The following is a 20,886-nucleotide window of genomic DNA, read 5'->3' on the forward strand; positions in this document are numbered from 1 at the left end:
TATGCCAGCATTTGAATATAAGGCGCTGGACGCCAAGGGAAAACAGCTTAAAGGGGTGATTGAGGCGGATACCGCCAGACATGCCCGTAGTCAGCTGCGTGACCAACGCTTGATGCCGCTGGACATTCTGCCGGTCACCGAAAAGGAGGCTAAGGCGAAAGGTGCGGGATTCTCGCCCTTTAAACGCGGGATTTCGGTGGCGGAATTAGCGCTGATCACCCGTCAAATCGCCACACTGGTCGCGGCGGGTTTACCGATTGAGGAATGTCTCAAGGCGGTGGGCCAGCAATGTGAGAAGGCGCGTCTCGCCAGCATGATCATGGCAGTGCGCTCCCGCGTGGTGGAAGGCTATAGTCTGGCCGACTCTCTTGCCGAATTTCCGCATATTTTCGATGACTTGTACCGCGCTATGGTGGCTTCGGGTGAAAAATCGGGTCACTTGGAAGTAGTACTAAACCGCTTAGCCGACTACACCGAACGTCGTCAGCAGCTGAAGTCCAAACTGCAACAGGCGATGATTTATCCCATTATGCTAACGATAGTGGCCATTGGGGTGGTATCAGTGTTATTGGCTGCCGTGGTGCCAAAAGTGGTTGGCCAATTTGAGCATATGGGCGCTGAGTTACCCGCGACGACCCGCTTCTTAATTGCCGCCTCAGACTTTGTCCAACACTATGGCCTGTTTGTTATCTTGGCGATCGGTATTCTGCTGGTAGTTTTCCAGCGTCTACTCAAGTCACCGATTTTCAAGATGAAATACCATACGTTTTTGCTGAAAATGCCGGTGATTGGTCGAGTGAGTAAAGGACTCAATACCGCACGTTTTGCCCGTACCTTAAGTATTTTATCTGCCAGTTCGGTGCCTTTGTTAGATGGGATGCGTATTGCCAGCGAAGTATTGCAAAATGTGCGGGTACGGGCTGCGGTAGATGATGCAACGGCGCGCGTACGGGAAGGAACTAGCCTAAGTACAGCGTTGACTAACACTAAGCTATTCCCGGCGATGATGTTATATATGATCGCCTCGGGGGAGAAGAGTGGTCAGCTCGAAGACATGCTCGAGCGTGCTGCGGATAACCAGGATAGGGAGTTCGAGAGTAATGTTACACTTGCCCTCGGGATTTTCGAACCCATGTTAGTGGTAAGTATGGCGGGGGTTGTTCTTTTTATCGTGATGGCTATTCTGCAGCCAATCTTGGCACTGAACAATTTGATTAGTGGCTAGTTTTTAAATTTATGGATTATTGCCTTGCAGTTATCAAACTGAGAATGGCACAGGTTTTTTAGGAGATGTAGTCGATGCAAATGAACAAAAAACATAAGGGTTTTACCTTACTCGAAGTGATGGTGGTAATCGTTATCCTCGGTATTTTGGCGTCTATGGTGGTGCCAAACCTGATGGGTAACAAAGATAAAGCCGACCAACAGAAAGCGGTATCTGACATAGTAGCGCTCGAAAACGCCTTAGATATGTACAAGTTAGATAACGGTGTTTATCCAACGACCGAACAAGGTTTAGAAGCCTTAGTGCAAAAACCAACGATTTCACCCGAGCCACGTAACTACCGTGAAGAAGGCTATGTGAAGCGTTTACCACAGGATCCATGGCGTAATAACTACTTACTGTTAAGCCCTGGCGAAAACAGCAAGTTAGATATCTTTAGTGCAGGCCCAGATGGTCAGCCAGGTACCGAAGACGATATCGGTAACTGGAACTTACAGAACTTCCAATAAGATGGTAACGCTGCGCCACGCCGGCTTCACCTTGATGGAGGTGATGCTGGTGATTTTGTTAATGGGACTCACCGCCGCGGCGGTGACTATGTCTATTGGCAATTCAGGCCCACAACAGGCACTGGAAAAAAGCGCGCAGCAATTTATCGCCGCCACAGAACTAGTGCTGGATGAAACCGTATTAAGCGGTCAATTTATCGGTATCGTGGTGGAAAAAACCAGCTATCAGTTTGTTTATTATAAAGATGGTAAATGGAATCCATTGGAGAAGGACAGGATTCTGTCTGAAAAACAAATGGAGCCCGGCGTCGTGTTGAACCTAGTGCTCGACGGTTTACCCTTAGTGCAGGAGGATGAGAAGGACGAGTCGTGGTTCGACGAACCCTTAATCGAGCCTTCTGCGGAAGATAAGAAAAAGCATCCAGAGCCGCAGATTTTGCTGTTGCCGAGTGGTGAAATGAGCGCTTTTGAGCTGAGCTTTATTACCAAGACCGACAATGGGCCACTCGATGTGTTAGTGGTGGGCGATGCCCTTGGCCGTTTAACCCTAGGGCGACCCGATGAAATACGCTAAGGGGATGACCCTACTCGAAGTCATTGTGGCCTTGGCGGTATTTGCCATCGCCGCCGTCTCTATCACCAAAAGCTTGGGTGAACAGATGGCGAACATGCCGATTCTGGAGTCGCGCACCCTTGCCCAATGGGTGGCGGATAATCAAATGGTGGATGCCAGACTCGATCCGCAATTTCCCGAATTAGGCAAAAAAGAAGGGCAGGTTGAACTCGCGGGTAAGGATTGGTACTGGCGTAAAGAAGTGGTGAAAACCACGGATGATAACTTTCGCATGATCCGCATTAGTGTCAGTGAAGATGAGCGTTATCAGCGTATTGCAGCACAAGTGAGCAGTTATGTCCTTAAAACAAACTAAGGCTCATAAGGGATTTACCCTGCTGGAAATGCTGATCGCGATTGCGATTTTTGCCATGTTAGGTTTAGCCGCCAATGCGGTGCTCAGCACTGTGCTGACTAATGATGAAGTGACCCGTAACTTCTCGGTGCGTTTAAAGGCATTGCAGCAGGGCTTTGGCGCTATTGAGCGCGACCTTGGGCAGATGGTGGCGCGTACCCCCAGATTACTCGAAGGCGGCCGTGGTACCACAGTGTTCCAAACGGGTAACGATATTTTAGATTCGGAATCAGAGGCCTTAGTGTTCTACCGCTTAGGCTGGCTTAATCCCGACGGCTTATTGCCCCGTGGCAGCATACAGTCGGTTGCCTATGTGGTACGAGAAGGAAAATTAGAGCGTTGGTACTTTCCCTATCCCGAGCCCGAATTTGGCGCCGAGCCAATGAAGACTGTGATTATCGATAAGGTGCTCTCGGTCGAGTATTCCTTCTTTATGGAGGACAAATGGGAACGCAAGGTCGAGGCGACCAAGTTACCCAAAGCCATCGCAATGGAAATTGAGATTGAAGGCTTAGGCAAAATTCAACGTAAGTTTATGTTGCCCTTGGGCGCGGCGGCGCCGGAGAAATCCAATGATGAGGACAACAAGAACGACAACGCCGATGACAATAAAGACGACAACGGCGACCAAGATAATAACGGCGATGGCTCGGGTAACGGCGAAGAAGATCCCGGCAAAGGTGACCCTGAAAATGAGGATGGCGCATGATAAGGCGAAATCCTGCTAAACAACGTGGCGTCGCGCTGATTGTGGTGTTGCTGATTGTGGCCATGGTGGTGATTATCGCCACCAATATTACCAGTCGAAATCAGTTGTCGATGCGCCGCACCTTAAACTTAGCCCAGTACGATCAGGCCTATTGGTACGCGATTTCTGCCGAAGAGCTGGCGAAGAAGATCCTCAAGCAGGACTTGGACGATTCGGAAGGTCGCGTACACAAACAACAATATTGGGCCATGAGTGACGTGGTGTTTCCGGCGGAATATGGTGAGATTGCAGGCAAGATCACCGATATGCGTTCGTGTTTTAACTTAAATGCTTTGTCCGTCACCACAAAAGATGTGGAAAATGGTCAACCTAAATTGCCGTTGGCGGCAAAGCAATACAAAGCGTTATTAGTGAGTTTAGGGATGGATGATTTTACCGCAGATCATTTAACTCAAACCCTAAAGGATTATATCGACGAGGACACAGTCGCTAGCCCATATGGCGCTGAAGACGCCGAGTACGAGGCGCGAAATGTGCCATATCGCGCCGCGAATACCCTGATGAATCACAGGAGTGAGCTGCGAGCGGTGATAGGTTACACCCAAGATATTTATCTGAAATTATTGCCTTATATTTGTGTCATTCCAGGGAATGACAGACAACTGTTAAACGTGAACACCATAGAGGTCGAGCAAGCGGCGCTGCTGGCGGCCATGCTGGATAATCAGATATCGGTTGGTGAGGCCGAAAGTATTATCAACCAACGCCCCGGTGATGGTTTTGCCAAGATTGATGATTTTTACGAATCCTCCTCAATGGGGTCGATTAAGTGGGAAGATGCGATGAAGTCCAGTTTTGTGGTGGACAGTCAGTACTTCCTCCTTGCCTCGTGCGCTAAGGTCGATAACGCCATTTTTAGGATGGAGAGCGTGCTCAAAAAGGGCAGCGGTAACAAAATGGATGTGCTCACCCGTCAGTTTGGTGGACAAAAATAATAGCAAACAAGCTCAATCTTTTAAGATGGAAGCTGGTGGAGAAAAACTGTGAGTGAACGGCTATTTATTCGCTTAGGCAGAACCGCAGAGCAGGCATGCTCTTGGCTGGTTTGGTCCGAACAAGAACAAGAAATTATCGCCTCTGGTGAACTTGCCAACGCCCAAGGTTTATCAACCTTAACCGAGCGCGCGGGAAATCGGCCTATCGATGTATTGGTGCCAGCCTCCGCCATGACGCTCACCAGCGTGAATCTGCCCGAAAAAGGTCAACGCCAAGCCTTAAAAGCCCTGCCTTTTATGCTGGAAGAAACCATCGCCGATGATGTGGATGCGATGCACTTTACCGTTGGCCCACGCAATGGCGATGCCCTCAGTGTGGTGGCCGTTGCCCATGAGCAAATGCAAACTTGGCTCAGCTGTTTGGCCGAAGCGGGTTTAAAAGTGAAGCGTATCGTACCCGATTGCCTCGCCTTGCCATTGCAGGAATGCCAATGGGCGGCCATGCGTTTCGGTAACGAGTTATTACTGCGTACAGGATTAGGGACTGGCCACAGTCTGCCTTTACCTTGGCTGCCAGTCGCGATGAAGCAACTGACGGCGCAGGCCGACGAAGTGTCGGTCGCCAGTTACACAGAGATGGAACTGGACGGCGTTGAACTTAAGCCACAGCCGCTCGATTTGCCTATGTTGGTACTGGCGCGTGGCATCTTACATGCGCCCATCAACTTACTCACGGGTGTGTATACGCCGAAGCGTGAATACAGTAAGCATCTGTTGCAATGGAAAAATGCCGCAATCGTGTTAGGTGTTGCCATTGTCTTGTCCTTAGTGAATAAGGGCTTAACCATTCACCAGGTGAATGGCCAGATTGCCGATTTGAAGGCGCAGAGTGAGGCTATTTATCAACAAGTGGTGCCGGGGAATTCACGCATCGTGAATTTACGTTCGCAGATGGAAAGCCAACTGCGCGCACTCCAAGGGCAAGGAAGTGGTGCTGAGTTTTTTGCTATGCTCGACGGTTTACAGGACGCCTTTAAACAAGTGCCCGAGCTGAAACCGAATACCCTAAGATTTGAGAGCGCCCGTAATGAAATCCGTATGCAAGTCACGGCCAAGAATTACGCGCAAATTGAGAAGTTTAAAGAGATCGTCGGCCGTCGTTTCCAAATGGACGGCGGTACGATGAACAGCGGTGAAGATCAGGTCACCAGTACCTTAACCTTGAGGAGCAAATAAGATGGATAATTTGCGGACTTGGTGGCAAGGGCTTGCATCGCGCGAGCAGCAAATCGTCGGATTCGGCGCCGTTTTCTTAGTGATAGGCGTGTTTTACTGGGGCATCTGGACACCCATTGCCAATGCCGAAGCCAATGCACTGCGCAACTTAACGGCGCAGCAGCAGACCCTGACCTATGTAAAGCAAACGGCGAATAAAATCGCTGGTTTAAAACAAAGCGGCGCTAAGCCGACAATGTCAGGCAGCTTAAGCTCGGTCGTTAACCAAACGGCGGGCACTTACGGATTAGTGATCACTCGCATGCAGCCCCAGGGCGATAAAATCCAAGTGTGGATGGATGATGTGCCATTCGATGCCTTACTCAATTATTTGAGTGACTTAGTGCAGAAAAAAGGCCTATCACTTGAGAGTGTTGATTTGGCAGAGGCCGACGCGGCTGGCTATGTCAAAGTAAGACGTATCCAACTAGCGCAATAGGTTAAGGTGTAGCTGTGAGTTTGATAAAAAAAATCATTATAGGTGTACTGGTTTATTTAGTGTTTTTACTGGCGTTATTTCCCGCCAGTGTTGCTGTGCGCCTCGCACCACTGCCTGCAAATGTGGGGATTTCTGGGGTGAGCGGCAGTATTTGGTCTGGCAGCATCGAAACCTTAAATCTGCAGCAACGCCAATTGGAACAAGTTCGCTGGGAGTTGAGCCCTTGGGCCTTGTTTTTAGGCAAAGTGAAGCTGGATTTTCAAGTAGGTAGCCGTGCAACCCCAGTGAGTGCCAAAGGGTTAATCACTTGGTCGATGGGTGGTGTCAGCGCCCAAGGATTACGCTTTGAAGCGCCCGATAGTTTCTTGATTGGCAATGCAAAACTGCCCTTTAGAACCGAAATTAATGGTGAAGTCAGCCTACTGGTGGAAACTCTAGAGCAAGGTAAACCTTGGTGCGAGCAGTTATCGGGCAAGTTGTTTTTAAATCAAACCAATGTGAAGAACCAATTCGGCAATTATCCACTGGGTAATATCGAGTTGGGGTTGAGTTGTGTTGAGGGTAAAGCGCAGCTCGCCACCGATGAGAGCAAAAACCAGTTGGGGATTATCGGCACGCTACAGCTAGATGAAGGCAATATGGTTAAGGTTGCCGCTAAGATTAAAGAAACCAACGAACAGCCAGAAGATATGCGTAAATCCCTCGGGATGCTCGGCAAGCGTGGCAGCGATGGTTACTTCCCTGTGGTTTATCAAGGCCGTATTCCTGGGCTTTAATCTTCAGTAAGTTTGTGCATGATTCGATAGAGGCACCTTAGGTGCCTTTTGTATTTTAAGGGATTAACCCGCCAGATCGGCAAACAGCAGGCGATAGTCGCTAATGGCCGGAAAATCATTGAAGGTTTTGGTCGGTTTCTGGCTATCGGGATTGCTGATCCCGAGCTGATGGCCCACGCCCGCTAAGCGCGCCGCATTCAAAATAGGCTCGCTATCATCGATAAACAGGCAACGCTCAGGCACTAGGGCGAATTTTTCAAACAGCGTTTGCCAAAATTGTGGGTGTTCCTTGGGATAACCCGTTTCATGACTCGAAATCATCGCATCTAAGCCGCTTGCCAGTTCAGTGTGCTCCAGCTTAAGCGCAAGACTCTTAGGATGGGCATTGGTGACTAAGATACGTTTTTTGCCCGCAGCGGCGAGGGCATCGAGAAACGGCATGCTGTCTTGGCGCAGCTGAATACGATCAACTAAGTTACGGTGAAGCCCCATAATGTCGAGCTGTAACTCGGATTGCCAATAATCGAGGCAATACCAGTCTAACGTGCCCGCGACTCTGCCGTAGGCTTGTTCCACCAGTTGTTGCGCCTGGCTTTGGCTTAATCCCCGCTGCTTGCTCAGCTCCTGTGGCACTAGACTCAACCAAAAATGGTTATCAAAGTGCAGGTCGAGCAGGGTGCCATCCATATCGAGCAGTACAGTATCAATCTTCTTCCAGTCAAACATGGGCTGTCCTGTGTGATTCACTCGGCTCAGAATGAGGTTTACATTAGCCTATCTTGTCAGCATGACACTTTGTGCTAGGCTTGATTAATTCGTTTTTGTCTAAAAATGAGACACTTGGATATGGATATCTGCTCATTCGCCTTACTTACCCAAGCTCCGAATATCACTAGTTTACAGCAAGAACTCACAACTTTGTTGCAGCATGAGTGGTTGCCACACATTAACCAGCGGGATTATCACGCGGGCTCGCAGGGCGGTTGGGATGTGCTGGCCTTGCGCTGCGCCGAGGAATACCGAGTCGCGCACCCTATTTTGCAAGCCTTTTCCATTAGTGCTGCAACAGATTGGGATAATTTGCCCTCACTGGAATCGAGCCCCGCGCTACAGCAGTTTATTCAATCCCTTGCTTGCCCGGTTAAATCGGTACGCTTAATGCGTTTACATGCTGGCGCCGAAATCAAACCCCATAGGGATCAAGGCTTATCCCTAGAGCAAGGCGAAGCAAGGTTGCATCTTCCCATTCAAACCCACGCCCAACTGCATTTTTATGTGGATGATAAGCGGGTGCCGATGAAGGCGGGGGAGCTGTGGTATATCAATGCCGACCAAACCCATTGGGTCGCGAACAAAGGTGTGGAGGCCAGAATCAATTTGGTGATCGATTGTGAAGTTAACTCGTGGTTAAAGGAGCTTATCCATGATGCCAAGATCAAAGCCTAATGCAGGGCAGCGCGAGGCGCTTTTGAGATTAAAGCAGTTTGCTCAGGCGCTGTTGCAATCCCATTCAGCGGGGGAGGCAAAGCGGCTTATCGATCCTATGCTGGCGCAGTTATGCCAATTGACAGGGTTGGAGCTGCACCCGGCGTTGTTTCTCGATACAGAGGCGAGTATTACGGCTTTTGGCAAAGCGGTATCACCAACAACTGCGGCGCAATGTGCAGAAGATCCCGAGCGTAGCAGAGTGTTTATTCAGGGAATTTATCAAGCGATACAGGACAAACTTAAAGCCAATTCGAACCATCCTGTGCACATACTCTATGCCGGAACAGGGCCTTTTGCTTGGTTAATTTTAGCCTTATTACCGCTATTTACGGCGAAGCAAGTGCGAGTAACCTTACTCGACATTCATCGAGCGTCATTGGAGAGTGTTGAAAAGCTGCTGGCATATTTCGGCGTAGCGGATCGTGTCGATGCGCTTATTTGTGCTGACGCTACGCTTTGGCGGCCAGCATCAACACAAACCTTTGATCTGATTATTTCTGAAACCATGAAACACCTGCTGCAACAGGAACCGCAGGTACAGATTTTTAGCCAGCTACAGCATTTTTTAGCAGAGGATGGATGTTTGATCCCCGAGTCGATTGAGTTGGATGCGTGGCTCGAGCTAAAAGAGCAGCCGCCAATATATTTGGGCCCTTTATTCTGTCTCGATTTAGCCCATGCCCGCTTGCTCGCTCAAGGCGACAGGAGTGGGTTGGCGGGGAGCTTATTGTTACCCGATTATGATCCTCAACCCATAAACCTAAAATTGACGACGCAAATCAGGGTTTATGGCGAACATCAATTACTTGAAAATCAATCACAATTAACCCTATCCCAATATAAAAAATCCCTGTGGCTTAAACCTCTGAGTAGAGTGGACTTTAGCTACGAGTTGGGAACCTATCCCGATTTTATCTTCAAATATCAGCAGCAGAAATTGCCGCTTGTTGGCAGTGAGGATTTGAGTTGTTTGGGGATTTATCACTTGCAGCGGCTATGGCAAAAAATTCAGTTGCAAAAGCTTGGACAAACCAATGAGGTTACTGAGAGTGAATGGAACCTAGATAAAGCGCTGCTGGATCTTTGCGGTATTGGATTAGAGCCTGGGATGAAGGCGCTCTATCAATATGATAAACAGGCTGATTTTATCGCCTTCGTTCAAAGGCAAACTAAGCTGACTACAGCGGATATTGTTGGCATCAATCAGCGATTGCGCGCCTTATCCCAAGCTGAGCCAGAAAACGGCAATACAGAGCTAGCTTATAGCGATGCTTTACCTCAAGTGCTTACCGACGCCCAACTCGCCTTTTGGCAACGGGAAGGTTATTTAGTCATCCCGCAAGTGTTGTCAAAAGCCCAATGCGCGGCGAGTCGAGCCGTGATTTGGCAGCAGCTTGGCGCGAATGAAAATGATCCATCAACTTGGTACCAGTCCCATGAGTTGATGCAGAAAATCATGCTGCAGTTATTTCGTCATCCCGTCCTCGATGCCAATCGGCAAACACCTCTAATCCGCCAAGCCTTTGAACAATTATGGCAGCGTACCGATTTGGTGATGACGACTGATAGAGTGAGTTTTAATCCCCCTGAAACGCCCACTTGGCAGTTTCCTGGCCCCAATATGCATTGGGACATGCCACTGCAACTACCTGTGCCATTTGGAACACAAGGATTAATTTATCTTACGGATACCCCTGCCGAGCAGGGGGCATTTTGCTGTGTTCCCTGCTTTCACCTCAAAATAGAAACTTGGCTAAAGAAACAAAACAAGACTGATATGGAGTTGCAGCAACAGCATTGGGAGGAGTGGCCGATTAAACCTATCGCCGCGAGCGCAGGGGATTTAATCATTTGGCACCATGCCTTGCCCCATGGACCGACGCCAAATCGGGGCCTGTTACCCCGCATGGTGCAGTACATTAATTTCTATCCAATGGCCAGCTAATGATTAATTTTAATGAACAACAGCAATGCTATTGGCAATTGCTGCATCAGCCTGAATCATTGTATTTACTGTATCAAGCGCAGGATGTTGAGCATTTTGTTGCCTTGATGGCAGACTTCCTCAATTGGCCTGAGCTAAATTTAGAGCAGATGCTGGCATTTATTGCCTTACAGCAACAAGGTTTCATTCCGGATTTAGCACGCTTCAGCCAAGTTTGGTTTCCTTCTCGTTATCATGCTCAAACCAAAACAATAAGTTGGGTTCCTGTCTTTCAGCGGTTATCAAAACCTTTCTTGGAGGATGATATCTGCGATGCTCGCCGTGGTTTACTGGCCAGTTTTATCCAACCTCAAACCTTGCTCGAACCCTTATTATCCCAGCGCGAAAGTTTGCCCGCTATCAATCCTAACTTGATGATTTTCCATTGGTCCCGTTGTGGGTCAACACTGGTTTCTAGTAGTTTTTCCCTACTCAATACCTGTCGAGTGCTGTCCGAATCAATGCTCTGTAGCGATGTTATGCATGATGGCGATTGGCCTTTGGTGCTAAAACCACAGTTGGTGGATTTATGTTTAAGGCTACAAGGGCGGTTGCGGCCTGATGAGTGTGAGCTAGTGATCAAGTGGAATGCGTGGGATTTAGCTTGTTGGCCCATGTTGCTAGAACTCTATCCTAATAGTCGAGTGCTATGTCTGATGCGCCATCCCAGAGATATTTTGGCTTCGCATCAACGAGAGGCAGGGATGCATATGGCGGGGCGGGTGAAGGCTTTATTTCTCTATTCATTACCGCTTAGTGAAAATACACATGGTGAGTCTAGTGAAAACACGCATGGTGAGCTTAGTTTAGACGTATTTCGAATGGATGTGTTGCATGGTTTTGCCCAGCAAACTGCTGCACTTTATCAATCAAGTCGTTGCATCTTAATGGATTATCAACAATTAAATGCGCTTAAACCCAGCGCACTTTCGGCCATTTTAGACTGGCCGTTAGCCGCAGAAGATATTGAGCACTGGCAAGGCCACTGGCGCTTTGATGTAAAGCGACAAGGGCAATTGTTTGTGCCCATTGCACCCACGCAATCTACCCCAGTAAATGAATCACAAACTCTCTCATGGCAGCTGTTATTGAATGCTTATGAGGAACTGTTGCAACCTTTAGCTCGAGAAAAAAACCATGATGCTAGCTGAATTAAATCCATTAACTGGCTTGAGTATTAAGCCTGCCAAAGCAAACGATAACCTATTTATGGCAGAGCTTTTTTATTCAACTAAAACCTTCTTCTATGAGCTTGGTTTACCCCTTGATGTCGCGCAAAGCATGCTGGAGCAACAATATCGGCTGCAGCAAGTCTCTTATCGGGATCAATATCCAAATGCCATCATCTATATCTTGTGTTATCAGCAACAAGCGGTCGGCAAACTGATGCTCGATACCAATGAGCATAGGGTTCATCTTGTTGATTTTATTATTGCGCCAAGTATGCGAGGTCGCGGTTTAGGCTCTGCGGTATTAGAGGCGGTCAAGCTTGAGGCGAGGCAACGTCAGTTGCCTGTTCATTTATCAGTAGAGAGTGAAAATACTCAGGCTAAATCACTTTATTTACGGCATGGATTTCAGTTTCAAAGCCGTTCAGATACCTATGAGTCAATGCGATGGCCTTAAACCTAGGCAGATAATTTACACAAAATTATTTCTGCTTAATTGTGTTTGCCGATTTTTCAGATATGTTTAGTTGTAACCAAGCTGTTTTAATTGTGTTGCATAACAGTCTCATTAATGTGTGATGCAAATGATGTTGTCATCAGCAAAAGGAACTCGCTGTCGATTAAATGTCGTGAGTAATGAAATCGTTGAAAAACGTTACATAGACAAAATCGTTATTTAAGGAGAAATACAATGTCAGAGCCATTTATCGGTCAAATCTCTATGTTCGCCGGCAACTTTGCTCCACGTGGTTGGGCGTTTTGTAATGGACAGTTGTTGTCGATAGCGCAATATACCGCGCTTTTTTCAATAATTGGTACCACTTATGGTGGGAATGGCCAAACTACTTTTGCATTACCGAACATGCAAGGGCGTGTGCCCGTCCATCAGGGACAAAGCCCAGGTACATCACAGTACGTTCTAGGTGAAATGGCTGGACAAGAAACCGTTACTCTCACCTCTAGTCAGATGCCTATACATAACCACGCCGTAGATTTAACTGGAACAGGTAATGTTAGCGTGGCACTTGGCGCTTCGACCGCGAATGGCAATACGTCTACCCCAAGCCCAACTACTGTTCCTGCAAAGGTCGCTAGCGGCCTTAATGCTCTAAACGCTTTTAGCTCCGCAGCTCCTAATACTAATTTGCTACCAGTCAATACCACCACAAGCGTACATCTTACAGGTGCAACTACAAATACTGGAAATAGTTTGCCTGTAAGACTATTGCAGCCTTATTTGACAGTGAATTTCATTATCGCACTTGAAGGTATTTTCCCTTCGCGTAATTAAATTTACACGAACTAGATAGGGGAATCTGTAAGAGAAATAGTGCGTAAGGAGTACGCACTATTTGTATTTAGGGCAAGTTATTTATGGGGAATTATCATGCATCAACCTGCTTGTAAAGCGATACATGCCGTTAAGAATCTTATTGTTAGATTCTGGCATTCTTATTGGACAATACTTATTGTAGGCAGTTTGTTTGCGATGACTTCCCTTGGTGCTAATGCACAAAACCGATCCTATGATTTTACAGCTAATGATACCGTTACACTGACTAATGCGGCTTCTGCGCTATCGAACCGGACGACATTTACACTGGAGTTCTGGGCCAAATTTACTAACGTCAGTGGGCTCATTAATTTAGTTGATTTCACTGGCGGTGCTGATGCCGGTGGCCTCATATTGAACGCAGGCAAACTGACTGTCGATTTGGCCTGTGATTTTGGTTGCTTGACGGAAAGTAATGCACTGTCCTTAAGCACAGGGACCTGGTATCACATTGCAGTAGTATTTGATAACGGGACTTGGGATTTTTATGTCGATGGAGTAGCACAGGGTATCAATGTTCTTGATCAAGGGGCTATCAATGTTGTCCCTGATTATGCTGGATTGTCGGTGACCAACCTGCTGTTTGGTATGCAAAACCACCCATCTGTCGATGATTTTGTAGGTAGCATTGATGACATACGTTTATGGAGTAGTGCACGCACCCAAACGCAAATTCAAAACAATCGTAGTATGGAGTTGGTGGGGAATGAAACCGGTTTATTGGGTTACTGGAAGTTAAATGAAACCAGTGGTACTACCGTAAATGACAGTCAAACCAATAGCAGCTCGCTCACTGGTACCAGCAGCGGCATTGGCTTTAATCCTGTGGGCGCTTTTTCTACCGATACTCTTGCTCCGACGGTAAGTTCTATTTCCGCCAGTACCGCAAACGGTACCTACAAAGTAGGCGATGTCATCAGTATTCAGGTCAACTTTGATGAAACTGTGTTGGTCACTGGCACACCTCAACTCACACTTGAAACAGGCACTACTGATCGCACTATTGACTACACCAGCGGCAGTAATTCCAGTAGCTTGACGTTCAACTACACTGTTCAATCTGGTGATACCTCGGCCGATTTGGATTATGTGGCGACCAATTCTTTAGCACTAAACAGTGGCACTATCCGCGATGCAGCCAGCAACAATGCCATTCTAACCTTGCCAAGCCCTGGGACTGCCAATTCTTTGGGCGCAAATAAGAATATTGCTATTGATGGCATAGCACCCACTATATCTTCTGTGACTGCCAGTACAGCCAATGGCACTTATAAAGTGGGCGATAACATCAGTATTCAAGTTAACTTTAGTGAAGTGGTGAATGTCACTGGTACGCCGCAATTAACCCTTGAAACAGGCACAACAGATCGCACGATTAATTACACCAGCGGCTCAGGTACAAGCACCCTTACATTTAGCTACACCATTCAGTCCGGTGATAGCTCAAACGATTTGGATTATGTCGCCACCAATTCATTGTCGTTAAATGGCGGCACTATTCGCGATGCGGCTACGAATAATGCGACGCTTACACTGGCATCGCCCGGAGCGGCCAACTCATTGGGCGCCAATAAAGCGCTGGTTGTGGATGGCGTTACACCTTCTGTAACTAACACAGCTCCTGTTGGTGGCGCAGTATCGACGGACACCAGCGTGGATTTCACCGTGAATTTCAGTGAGTCTGTCAGCAATATTTCCACTGACGATTTCGCTTTGGGAACTACGGGTAGTGCAACAGGCACGATTGCTAGTGTATCTGCGAGTTCGGGCTCCAGCGTGACAGTGACGGTGAGTAGCATTACTGGCAATGGTACGATAAAGCTCAACCTAAACGGTTCCACCAATATTTCTGATGCGGCTGGCAATGCTGGCCCCGCTGCTTATACCAGTGGCACGACCCATACGGTCGCCATTCCAACGGCACCGGATGCACCCACCATAGGGGTTGCAACAGCAGGTGATGGACAGGTTTCCGTCGCCTTTACTGCACCGGCCAATAACGGTGGCTCGGCGATTACCGGTTACACCGTGACATCCAGCCCCGGCGGTATTACTGCAGGTGGCAATGGATTCACAACGTCTCCGATAACGGTGACTGGCCTTACGAATGGTACGGCTTATACTTTTACGGTGACCGCAACTAATGCCATTGGAACAAGCTCTGCCTCCGCTGCTTCCAATTCAGTGGTGCCCAAAGTTAATCAAACAATTACTTTCAATAATCCCGGCGCACAGAATTTTGGTACCAGTCCGACCCTAAGTGCGACCTCTAGCTCGGGCTTGACGGTCAGCTTCTCATCTTCGACGACGGGGATCTGTACCATCACCTCTGGAGGTGCGCTGACCTTTGTTAACTCTGGCTCATGTACTATCGATGCGGACCAAGCCGGGAATGCTGCTACCAATGCTGCAACGACGGTAAGCCAAACCTTTAGCGTTAATGCCGTCGCGCCTAGTGCCCCAACTATTGGCTCCGCAACCGCGGGCGACACTCAAGCATCGGTTAGCTTTTCAGCTCCCGCCAGCACTGGTGGTGCACCGATCCTTGCCGGAGGCTACACTGTCACTGCTAGCCCCGGTGGTGCAACGGGTACTGGATCTGGTTCGCCGATCACAGTCACAGGGCTCACTAACGGAGTGTCCTATACTTTTACCGTTACAGCGACTAACTCCGCAGGGACTGGTGCTGCGTCTGCGGCTTCTAATTCAGTTACACCCGCATCGCCTCAAACCATTACTTTTGCTAACCCTGGGGCGCAGAATTTTGGAACGTCGCCCAACTTGTCTGCCAGCTCAACATCAGGTTTAACCGTCAGCTTTAGCTCATCGACCACAGGGGTATGTACGGTTAGCGGTTCAACCCTGACTTTTGTTACTGCAGGTACTTGTACCATCAACGCTGAGCAGGCTGGTAATTCGTCCTATCTGGCCGCCGCCACGGTCAGCCGAACATTTACAGTAAATGCTGTTGTACCGAGTGCGCCAACAATTGGCACAGCAACTGCTGGAGATACTCAGGCCAGTGTTGCCTTTGTTGCTCCTGCTAATACAGGTGGGACTTCGATTATGGGTTATACCGTGAGCGTCAGCCCGCCGGATGTTGCCCCAGTTAATGGTGCCAGTTCGCCGATTCTAGTGACAGGTTTGACTAATGGACAGGCCTATACCTTTACGGTAACGGCAAATAACTCTGCTGGCGCAGGTGCTGCATCAGCTGCATCGAATAGCGTGACACCCGCAGCAAGCCAATCCATTACTTTCACCAATCCGGGAGCGCAAAACTTTGGTACATCGCCGACACTGGTCGCTACGTCCAATTCAGGTTTGATTCCGACATTTACCTCATCTACCCCCGGAGTGTGTACTATTACCAGTGGTGGCGTATTGACCTTTGTCACTGTGGGTACTTGTACCATCAACGCAGATCAAGCAGGCAATGCGAGTTATTTGGCTGCTGTTCAAGTTAGTCGTTCATTCAGTGTCAATGCCGTTGTGCCAAGCGCGCCAACAATCGGCGCTGCTACTGCGGGGAATGCTCAAGCAACGGTGAGTTTTAGTGCCCCGGCATTCACTGGCGGTGCGGTCATTACGGGCTACTCCTTAGTGTCTACTCCTGGCGGTATTACGGCATCGGGTACTGCTTCACCTATAACCATAACTGGATTAACCAATGGGACTTCCTATTCATTTACTGTAGCAGCTATAAACTCAGCCGGAACCGGTAGTGCCTCCACGGCGAGTAACGCAGTGAAGCCTAATGGCGCCCCTGTTATCAGTTCAACNGCGNTNACCAGTGCCACTCAGGATGCGGCCTATAGCTANACCTTNGTNGCNANNGACAGCGATGTGGGCGACAGTGTNACNTTAAGNGCCGTTACACTGCCAAGCTGGCTGAGCTTCAATGCGGCGACAGGTGTCCTGAGTGGTACGCCAACTAACGCTAACGTGGGCAGCCATGCGGTAGTACTACGGGCAACAGACACAGATGGCCTGACGGCAGAGCAGAGCTTTACCATTGTGGTGGCAAACGTCAACGATGCGCCGACCATCAGTTCAACNGCGNTNACCAGTGCCACTCAAGATGCGGCCTATAGCTACACCTTGGTCGCAAGCGACAGCGATGTNGGCGACAGTGTCACNTTAAGTGCCGTCACACTGCCAAGCTGGNTGAGCTTCAATNCGGCGACGGGCGTGCTGAGTGGTACCCCAAGCAATGCTAACGTGGGTAGCCATGCGGTAGTACTACGGGCAACAGACACAGATGGCCTGACGGCAGAGCAGAGCTTTACCATTGTGGTGGCAAACATCAATGATGCACCGACCATCAGTTCAACTGCGTTAACCAGTGCCACTCANGATGCGGCCTATAGCTATACCTTGGTCGCAAGCGACAGCGATGTGGGNGACAGTNTNACCNTNAGNGCNGTNACACTGCCAAGCTGGCTGAGCTTTAATGCNGGNACGGGCGTGTTAAGTGGTACGCCAAGTAACGATAACGTCGGCAGCCATGCCGTGGTGCTTCGCGCCACCGATGTCGATGGCTTAACCGCAGAGCAGAGCTTTACCATTGTGGTGGCAAACGTCAATGATGCACCTGTCGCTTCCAATCAGTCTGTGACATTAGAGGAAGACAGTTCGCTGATGATTACGCTTGCTGCTGAGGATGCCGATAATGATCCTCTGACCTATGAGATCACCGCGCAACCTGCCTCTGGTACCTTAGAGCAGCATGGTAGTGTCTGGCTCTACATGCCTGAGAAGGATTTTAATGGTACTGATTCTATTGGCTTTATTGCCAAGGATGCAGAGTTAAGCTCTGAGCCCGCCACAGTCACCATTACGGTTACGCCAGTGAACGATGATCCTCAAGCTGTCGATGATAGCTATACCTTAACCAGTACCCCCAATGACACCTATTCGCTGGCGGTGCTGGCAAACGATGTGGATGTCGATGGCGACGCCTTAAGCATTGATGGTGCCGCTGCGGATATTGGCAGTGTACAAATCACTGCCGATGGACTCAGCTTTACCGCGCCCGAGGCTTATGTGGGGCCAGTTGCACTGCGTTATACCATTAGCGATGGCAACAAAGGCCGAGCAACCGCTAAAGTGAATGTGCTGATTGAAGGCGCTGATTCAGCGAATCAACCCGTGATCACCCTCCCTGATGATGTTGAGGTGAATGCGACTGGCCTGTTTACGCGGGTGAAACTCGGTTTTGCCAAGGCGGTTGACCGTAATGGCCATCCATTGCCTGTGTCGCTGGTGAATAAGAGCTTGTTCTTCGCCCCTGGCAACTACTTAGCCTATTGGCAGGCAGTAGACAGCGAGGGCAATAAGGCGATTAAAGCGCAGAAGATTAAAGTCAATCCATTGATTTCACTGAGCAAAGATCAAGTTGTTGCTGAAGGAAATCAAGTGACTGTGAGTGTTCATCTCAATGGTGAGGCACCGAGTTATCCGCTGAGTATTCCTTACACAGTGTCAGGAACGGCAGACAGTAGCGACCATGATTTGGTTGATGGCGTAGTGGAGATAGCCGCAGGACAAATGGCAGAAATCCACTTTACTACCCTGAACGATGGTGTGAGCGAAGGGAATGAAGAGGTATTAATCAGCCTTGACCCAAGCCTGAATCTTGGTAGTAAGCAGCAGACCCAAGTGGTGATTACCGAAGCCAATATTGCACCACAGGTCAGTTTAGCGGTGACTCAAGCTGGCCAGCAGCAAGTCATTGTCGCGCAAAATGCTGGTGATGTGCATATCCGTGCCACCGCCTCGGACGCCAATGAGCAGGATACATTGACGCTGACGTGGACAAGCGGCGGGTTAAGCTTGCAAGCGGATGCGACGGGGATGACATTCTCTCCAGCCGCGGTGACTCCGGGGATTTATCCTGTGAGCCTAACGGTGACCGATGATGGTTCGCCTGTACTGTCGAGTACCGAAACTGTGTATATCGTTGTGCGTCCAAGTTTAGCCGCATTGACGAGTGCCGATACGGATGGCGATTTAATCCCTGATGTTCAAGAAGGCTATAGCGATAGCGATAGCGATGGTATTCCGGATTATTTAGATGCCAATAACGACTGTAATGTGATGCCTGAAGGGGAATTACAGCCAGTCTACTTCTTGGCCGAAGGGCAGGCGGGTGTCTGTTTACGTTTGGGGAATATTGCCCTAAGCCGTGGACAGAGCGGCGTGCAGCTACAGCCTGAAGCCGTGGCTGAAGATGCTTTAGCAGCCAATGTGGGTGGTATTTTCGACTTTATCGCCACGGGCCTACCACAACAGGGTCAAAGCTATAGCTTGGTATTGCCACAACGTTCGCCCGTTCCTGCGAATGCCGTCTATCGCAAGTTCAATGCTCAAGCGGGCTGGCGTGACTTTGTGATTGATGCAAACAACACTGTTGCCAGTACCGAAGGTGAGCGTGGTTTCTGCCCTCCACCGGGGGATAGCAGTTGGACGCCGGGATTAACCGAAGGCCATTGGTGTGTGCAGTTAACCATCGAAGACGGTGGCCCTAACGATGATGATGGTGTGGCTAACCGTACTATTGTCGACCCAAGTGGCGTGGCTGTGATGCTCAATGGTAACCACTTGCCTGTCGCCAATCCTGACTCGGCAGCAATTGCCTGGAACCAGAGTATCGATGTGAACGTGCTTGCCAACGATACGGATAGCGATGGGGATAGTTTGAGTGTTACTCAAGTGATCAGTGAGTTTGGCACTGCCACAGTGTTAGCGGATCAACGGATCAGTTACACGCCAGCGGCAGACTTTATCGGCACCGATGTGTTGGTGTATAGCATTACCGATGGTAAAGGTGGTACGGCAAGTAGTGAGCTGACGATTGAGGTGAATGGCAACACAGCCCCTGTGACTGTTGATGACAGCGCCGCCACCGATGATCGCACCAGCTTGCTTATCGACGTGCTGAGTAATGACACCGATCTGGATGGTAATACGTTGACCCTGTTAAGTGCGACAGCTCAACAAGGCAGTGTGACTATCGAGGCGAATAAACTGCGTTATATCCCTAAAACAGGGTTTGATGGTGTGGATACCGTGACCTATAGGATTAGCGATGGTCAAGGTGGTGAAGCAACGGGGCAAGTGCTTATCACTGTTAAAGCCTATCAAGAGGTCATTATCGATAATAAGTCAGGAGGAGGCAGTATGACCTTATGGGCGTTGGCATTTATCTTAGCGTGCGCCATGTTGCGCCGCCGAGAGCTACAGCGATTGGCCTTAGGCTGCCTGTTATTTCTCAGTGTGACGCAACAGGCACAGGCAACAGACTGGTATGTTGAGGGGTTCATTGGCCAAGCGAAGGCCGATAAAACCCTGCCTGAGTTGAACGTCCAAGTCGGAGAGGGGCAACTTCTCAACGTCGATGACTCGGATACCGCATTTGGGGTGAGTCTGGGTTATCAGTGGACGCCGACCGTAGCGTTGGAACTGGGTTATGCCGACTTTGGTGAAGGAAGCGCGAGAATTAAGGGCGCAACCTTAACACCGGAGCAATACCATGAGTTGGTGAAAACCGTCACTCCAGTCCTTGCCGATGGGGTGATGCTTGGCCTGAGACTTACCTTGCTTGAACATGAGGGGTGGCGTTTTGAAGTACCCGTTGGCTTGTTCCATTGGCAAGCAGATATCAGCAGTACCATGGGCAATACAACGATCAAGACCGATTTAGATGGCACTGATTGGTATGCGGGAGTGCGTTTTAGTTACCAATTCAGTGATGCTTGGTCCGTGGGGTTAGGTTATCAATACATAGATATCGAGCCGAATGATCTATTGAGTTATCAGCTCAATCTGCGCTATCAGTTTTAGATGATGTTGACATCAAAAGGGGCTTAGCCCCTTTTTTGTTGGTGATTTTTCGCGGTAAAAAGCGAAAAGTTTTAACCGTTTCTCCTTTGTCCTTGCTGAGTATGTGATTTAAATCCCATGGCTTGGATGGTGGTCTTTGGAATAGCCGCACTAAATTCAGGTTGTAGATTA

Annotated in this window: 16 protein-coding genes; 15 read left to right on the plus strand and 1 reads right to left on the minus strand. The window is 49.0% G+C overall.

The features are described from left to right. The first annotated feature begins 1 nt into the window (after position 1). The 9 genes from gspF to EYR25_RS18285 all read left to right on the plus strand — a co-directional run bounded on the left by gspF (position 2) and on the right by EYR25_RS18285 (position 6,896). Positions 2-1,225, plus strand: coding sequence for a type II secretion system inner membrane protein GspF (gspF, locus tag EYR25_RS18245; protein ID WP_126512253.1), 1,224 nt, complete (start codon positions 2-4; stop codon positions 1,223-1,225). Between the two features lie 74 nt (positions 1,226-1,299). Continuing rightward, complete coding sequence (gene gspG / locus EYR25_RS18250; protein WP_011715426.1) at positions 1,300-1,734, plus strand: type II secretion system major pseudopilin GspG; 435 nt, start codon at positions 1,300-1,302, stop codon at positions 1,732-1,734. Between the two features lies 1 nt (position 1,735). Beyond that, positions 1,736-2,308 carry a type II secretion system minor pseudopilin GspH gene (gene gspH, locus EYR25_RS18255; RefSeq protein ID WP_133182030.1) on the plus strand — a complete coding sequence of 191 codons (573 nt, stop codon included), beginning with the start codon at positions 1,736-1,738 and terminating at the stop codon, positions 2,306-2,308. After that, positions 2,295-2,663, plus strand: coding sequence for a type II secretion system minor pseudopilin GspI (gene gspI, locus EYR25_RS18260; protein ID WP_011715428.1), 369 nt, complete (start codon positions 2,295-2,297; stop codon positions 2,661-2,663). Before gspH ends, gspI begins: the two co-directional genes overlap by 14 nt. Then, the gene (gene gspJ, locus EYR25_RS18265) at positions 2,644-3,411 is read left to right on the plus strand and encodes a type II secretion system minor pseudopilin GspJ (RefSeq protein ID WP_011715429.1); all 768 of its coding nucleotides are present in this window, start codon (positions 2,644-2,646) and stop codon (positions 3,409-3,411) included. Before gspI ends, gspJ begins: the two co-directional genes overlap by 20 nt. Further along, positions 3,408-4,406: a type II secretion system minor pseudopilin GspK gene (gene gspK / locus EYR25_RS18270; protein WP_133182032.1), complete on the plus strand. Its 999-nt coding sequence runs from the start codon at positions 3,408-3,410 to the stop codon at positions 4,404-4,406. Before gspJ ends, gspK begins: the two co-directional genes overlap by 4 nt. 48 nt (positions 4,407-4,454) lie before the next feature. Beyond that, positions 4,455-5,642 carry a type II secretion system protein GspL gene (gspL, locus tag EYR25_RS18275; protein WP_011620997.1) on the plus strand — a complete coding sequence of 396 codons (1,188 nt, stop codon included), beginning with the start codon at positions 4,455-4,457 and terminating at the stop codon, positions 5,640-5,642. 1 nt (position 5,643) lies between these two features. Beyond that, positions 5,644-6,120 carry a type II secretion system protein M gene (locus tag EYR25_RS18280; RefSeq protein WP_011620998.1) on the plus strand — a complete coding sequence of 159 codons (477 nt, stop codon included), beginning with the start codon at positions 5,644-5,646 and terminating at the stop codon, positions 6,118-6,120. A 14-nt stretch (positions 6,121-6,134) separates the two neighbouring features. Beyond that, positions 6,135-6,896, plus strand: a complete 762-nt coding sequence (locus EYR25_RS18285) for a type II secretion system protein N (protein ID WP_133182034.1) — start codon at positions 6,135-6,137, stop codon at positions 6,894-6,896. A 63-nt stretch (positions 6,897-6,959) separates the two neighbouring features. On the opposite strand, the gene yrfG is transcribed toward EYR25_RS18285, so the two are convergent. Beyond that, complete coding sequence (gene yrfG, locus EYR25_RS18290) at positions 6,960-7,622, minus strand: GMP/IMP nucleotidase (RefSeq protein ID WP_133182036.1); 663 nt, start codon at positions 7,620-7,622, stop codon at positions 6,960-6,962. 120 nt (positions 7,623-7,742) lie between these two features. Between yrfG and EYR25_RS18295 the strand changes: the two genes are divergently transcribed. The 6 genes from EYR25_RS18295 to EYR25_RS18320 all read left to right on the plus strand — a co-directional run bounded on the left by EYR25_RS18295 (position 7,743) and on the right by EYR25_RS18320 (position 20,715). Beyond that, positions 7,743-8,342 carry an aspartyl/asparaginyl beta-hydroxylase domain-containing protein gene (locus EYR25_RS18295; protein WP_165953525.1) on the plus strand — a complete coding sequence of 200 codons (600 nt, stop codon included), beginning with the start codon at positions 7,743-7,745 and terminating at the stop codon, positions 8,340-8,342. Continuing rightward, positions 8,320-10,329, plus strand: coding sequence for a phytanoyl-CoA dioxygenase family protein (locus tag EYR25_RS18300; RefSeq protein WP_133182040.1), 2,010 nt, complete (start codon positions 8,320-8,322; stop codon positions 10,327-10,329). Before EYR25_RS18295 ends, EYR25_RS18300 begins: the two co-directional genes overlap by 23 nt. Then, positions 10,329-11,519, plus strand: a complete 1,191-nt coding sequence (locus tag EYR25_RS18305) for a hypothetical protein (RefSeq protein ID WP_133182042.1) — start codon at positions 10,329-10,331, stop codon at positions 11,517-11,519. The genes EYR25_RS18300 and EYR25_RS18305 overlap by 1 nt, the downstream gene beginning before the upstream one ends. Continuing rightward, positions 11,506-11,994 carry a GNAT family N-acetyltransferase gene (locus EYR25_RS18310; protein WP_133182044.1) on the plus strand — a complete coding sequence of 163 codons (489 nt, stop codon included), beginning with the start codon at positions 11,506-11,508 and terminating at the stop codon, positions 11,992-11,994. The genes EYR25_RS18305 and EYR25_RS18310 overlap by 14 nt, the downstream gene beginning before the upstream one ends. A gap of 234 nt (positions 11,995-12,228) precedes the next feature. Then, a complete protein-coding gene (locus EYR25_RS18315) occupies positions 12,229-12,828 on the plus strand; it encodes a phage tail protein (RefSeq protein ID WP_023266218.1) in 600 nt (199 codons plus the stop codon). Positions 12,829-12,924: 96 nt separating this feature from the next. Further along, positions 12,925-20,715 (plus strand): Ig-like domain-containing protein, encoded by a 7,791-nt coding sequence (locus EYR25_RS18320; RefSeq protein ID WP_133182046.1) that lies wholly within the window; start codon positions 12,925-12,927, stop codon positions 20,713-20,715. Positions 20,716-20,886 lie beyond the last annotated feature (171 nt).

Source organism: Shewanella decolorationis (assembly GCF_004354305.1).
GTDB lineage: Bacteria > Pseudomonadota > Gammaproteobacteria > Enterobacterales > Shewanellaceae > Shewanella > Shewanella decolorationis.

Bases quoted from the DNA above. Each gene is read 5' to 3' on its own strand.
- EYR25_RS18295 (WP_165953525.1), top strand. From the start codon at position 7,743: ATGGATATCTGCTCATTCGCCTTACTTACCCAAGCTCCGAATATCACT.
- gspK (WP_133182032.1), top strand. From the start codon at position 3,408: ATGATAAGGCGAAATCCTGCTAAACAACGTGGCGTCGCGCTGATTGTG.
- gspH (WP_133182030.1), top strand. From the start codon at position 1,736: ATGGTAACGCTGCGCCACGCCGGCTTCACCTTGATGGAGGTGATGCTG.
- EYR25_RS18305 (WP_133182042.1), top strand. From the start codon at position 10,329: ATGATTAATTTTAATGAACAACAGCAATGCTATTGGCAATTGCTGCAT.
- gspG (WP_011715426.1), top strand. From the start codon at position 1,300: ATGCAAATGAACAAAAAACATAAGGGTTTTACCTTACTCGAAGTGATG.
- EYR25_RS18280 (WP_011620998.1), top strand. From the start codon at position 5,644: ATGGATAATTTGCGGACTTGGTGGCAAGGGCTTGCATCGCGCGAGCAG.
- gspI (WP_011715428.1), top strand. From the start codon at position 2,295: ATGAAATACGCTAAGGGGATGACCCTACTCGAAGTCATTGTGGCCTTG.
- EYR25_RS18310 (WP_133182044.1), top strand. From the start codon at position 11,506: ATGATGCTAGCTGAATTAAATCCATTAACTGGCTTGAGTATTAAGCCT.
- gspJ (WP_011715429.1), top strand. From the start codon at position 2,644: ATGTCCTTAAAACAAACTAAGGCTCATAAGGGATTTACCCTGCTGGAA.
- EYR25_RS18315 (WP_023266218.1), top strand. From the start codon at position 12,229: ATGTCAGAGCCATTTATCGGTCAAATCTCTATGTTCGCCGGCAACTTT.
- EYR25_RS18300 (WP_133182040.1), top strand. From the start codon at position 8,320: ATGATGCCAAGATCAAAGCCTAATGCAGGGCAGCGCGAGGCGCTTTTG.
- yrfG (WP_133182036.1), bottom strand. From the start codon at position 7,622: ATGTTTGACTGGAAGAAGATTGATACTGTACTGCTCGATATGGATGGC.
- gspF (WP_126512253.1), top strand. From the start codon at position 2: ATGCCAGCATTTGAATATAAGGCGCTGGACGCCAAGGGAAAACAGCTT.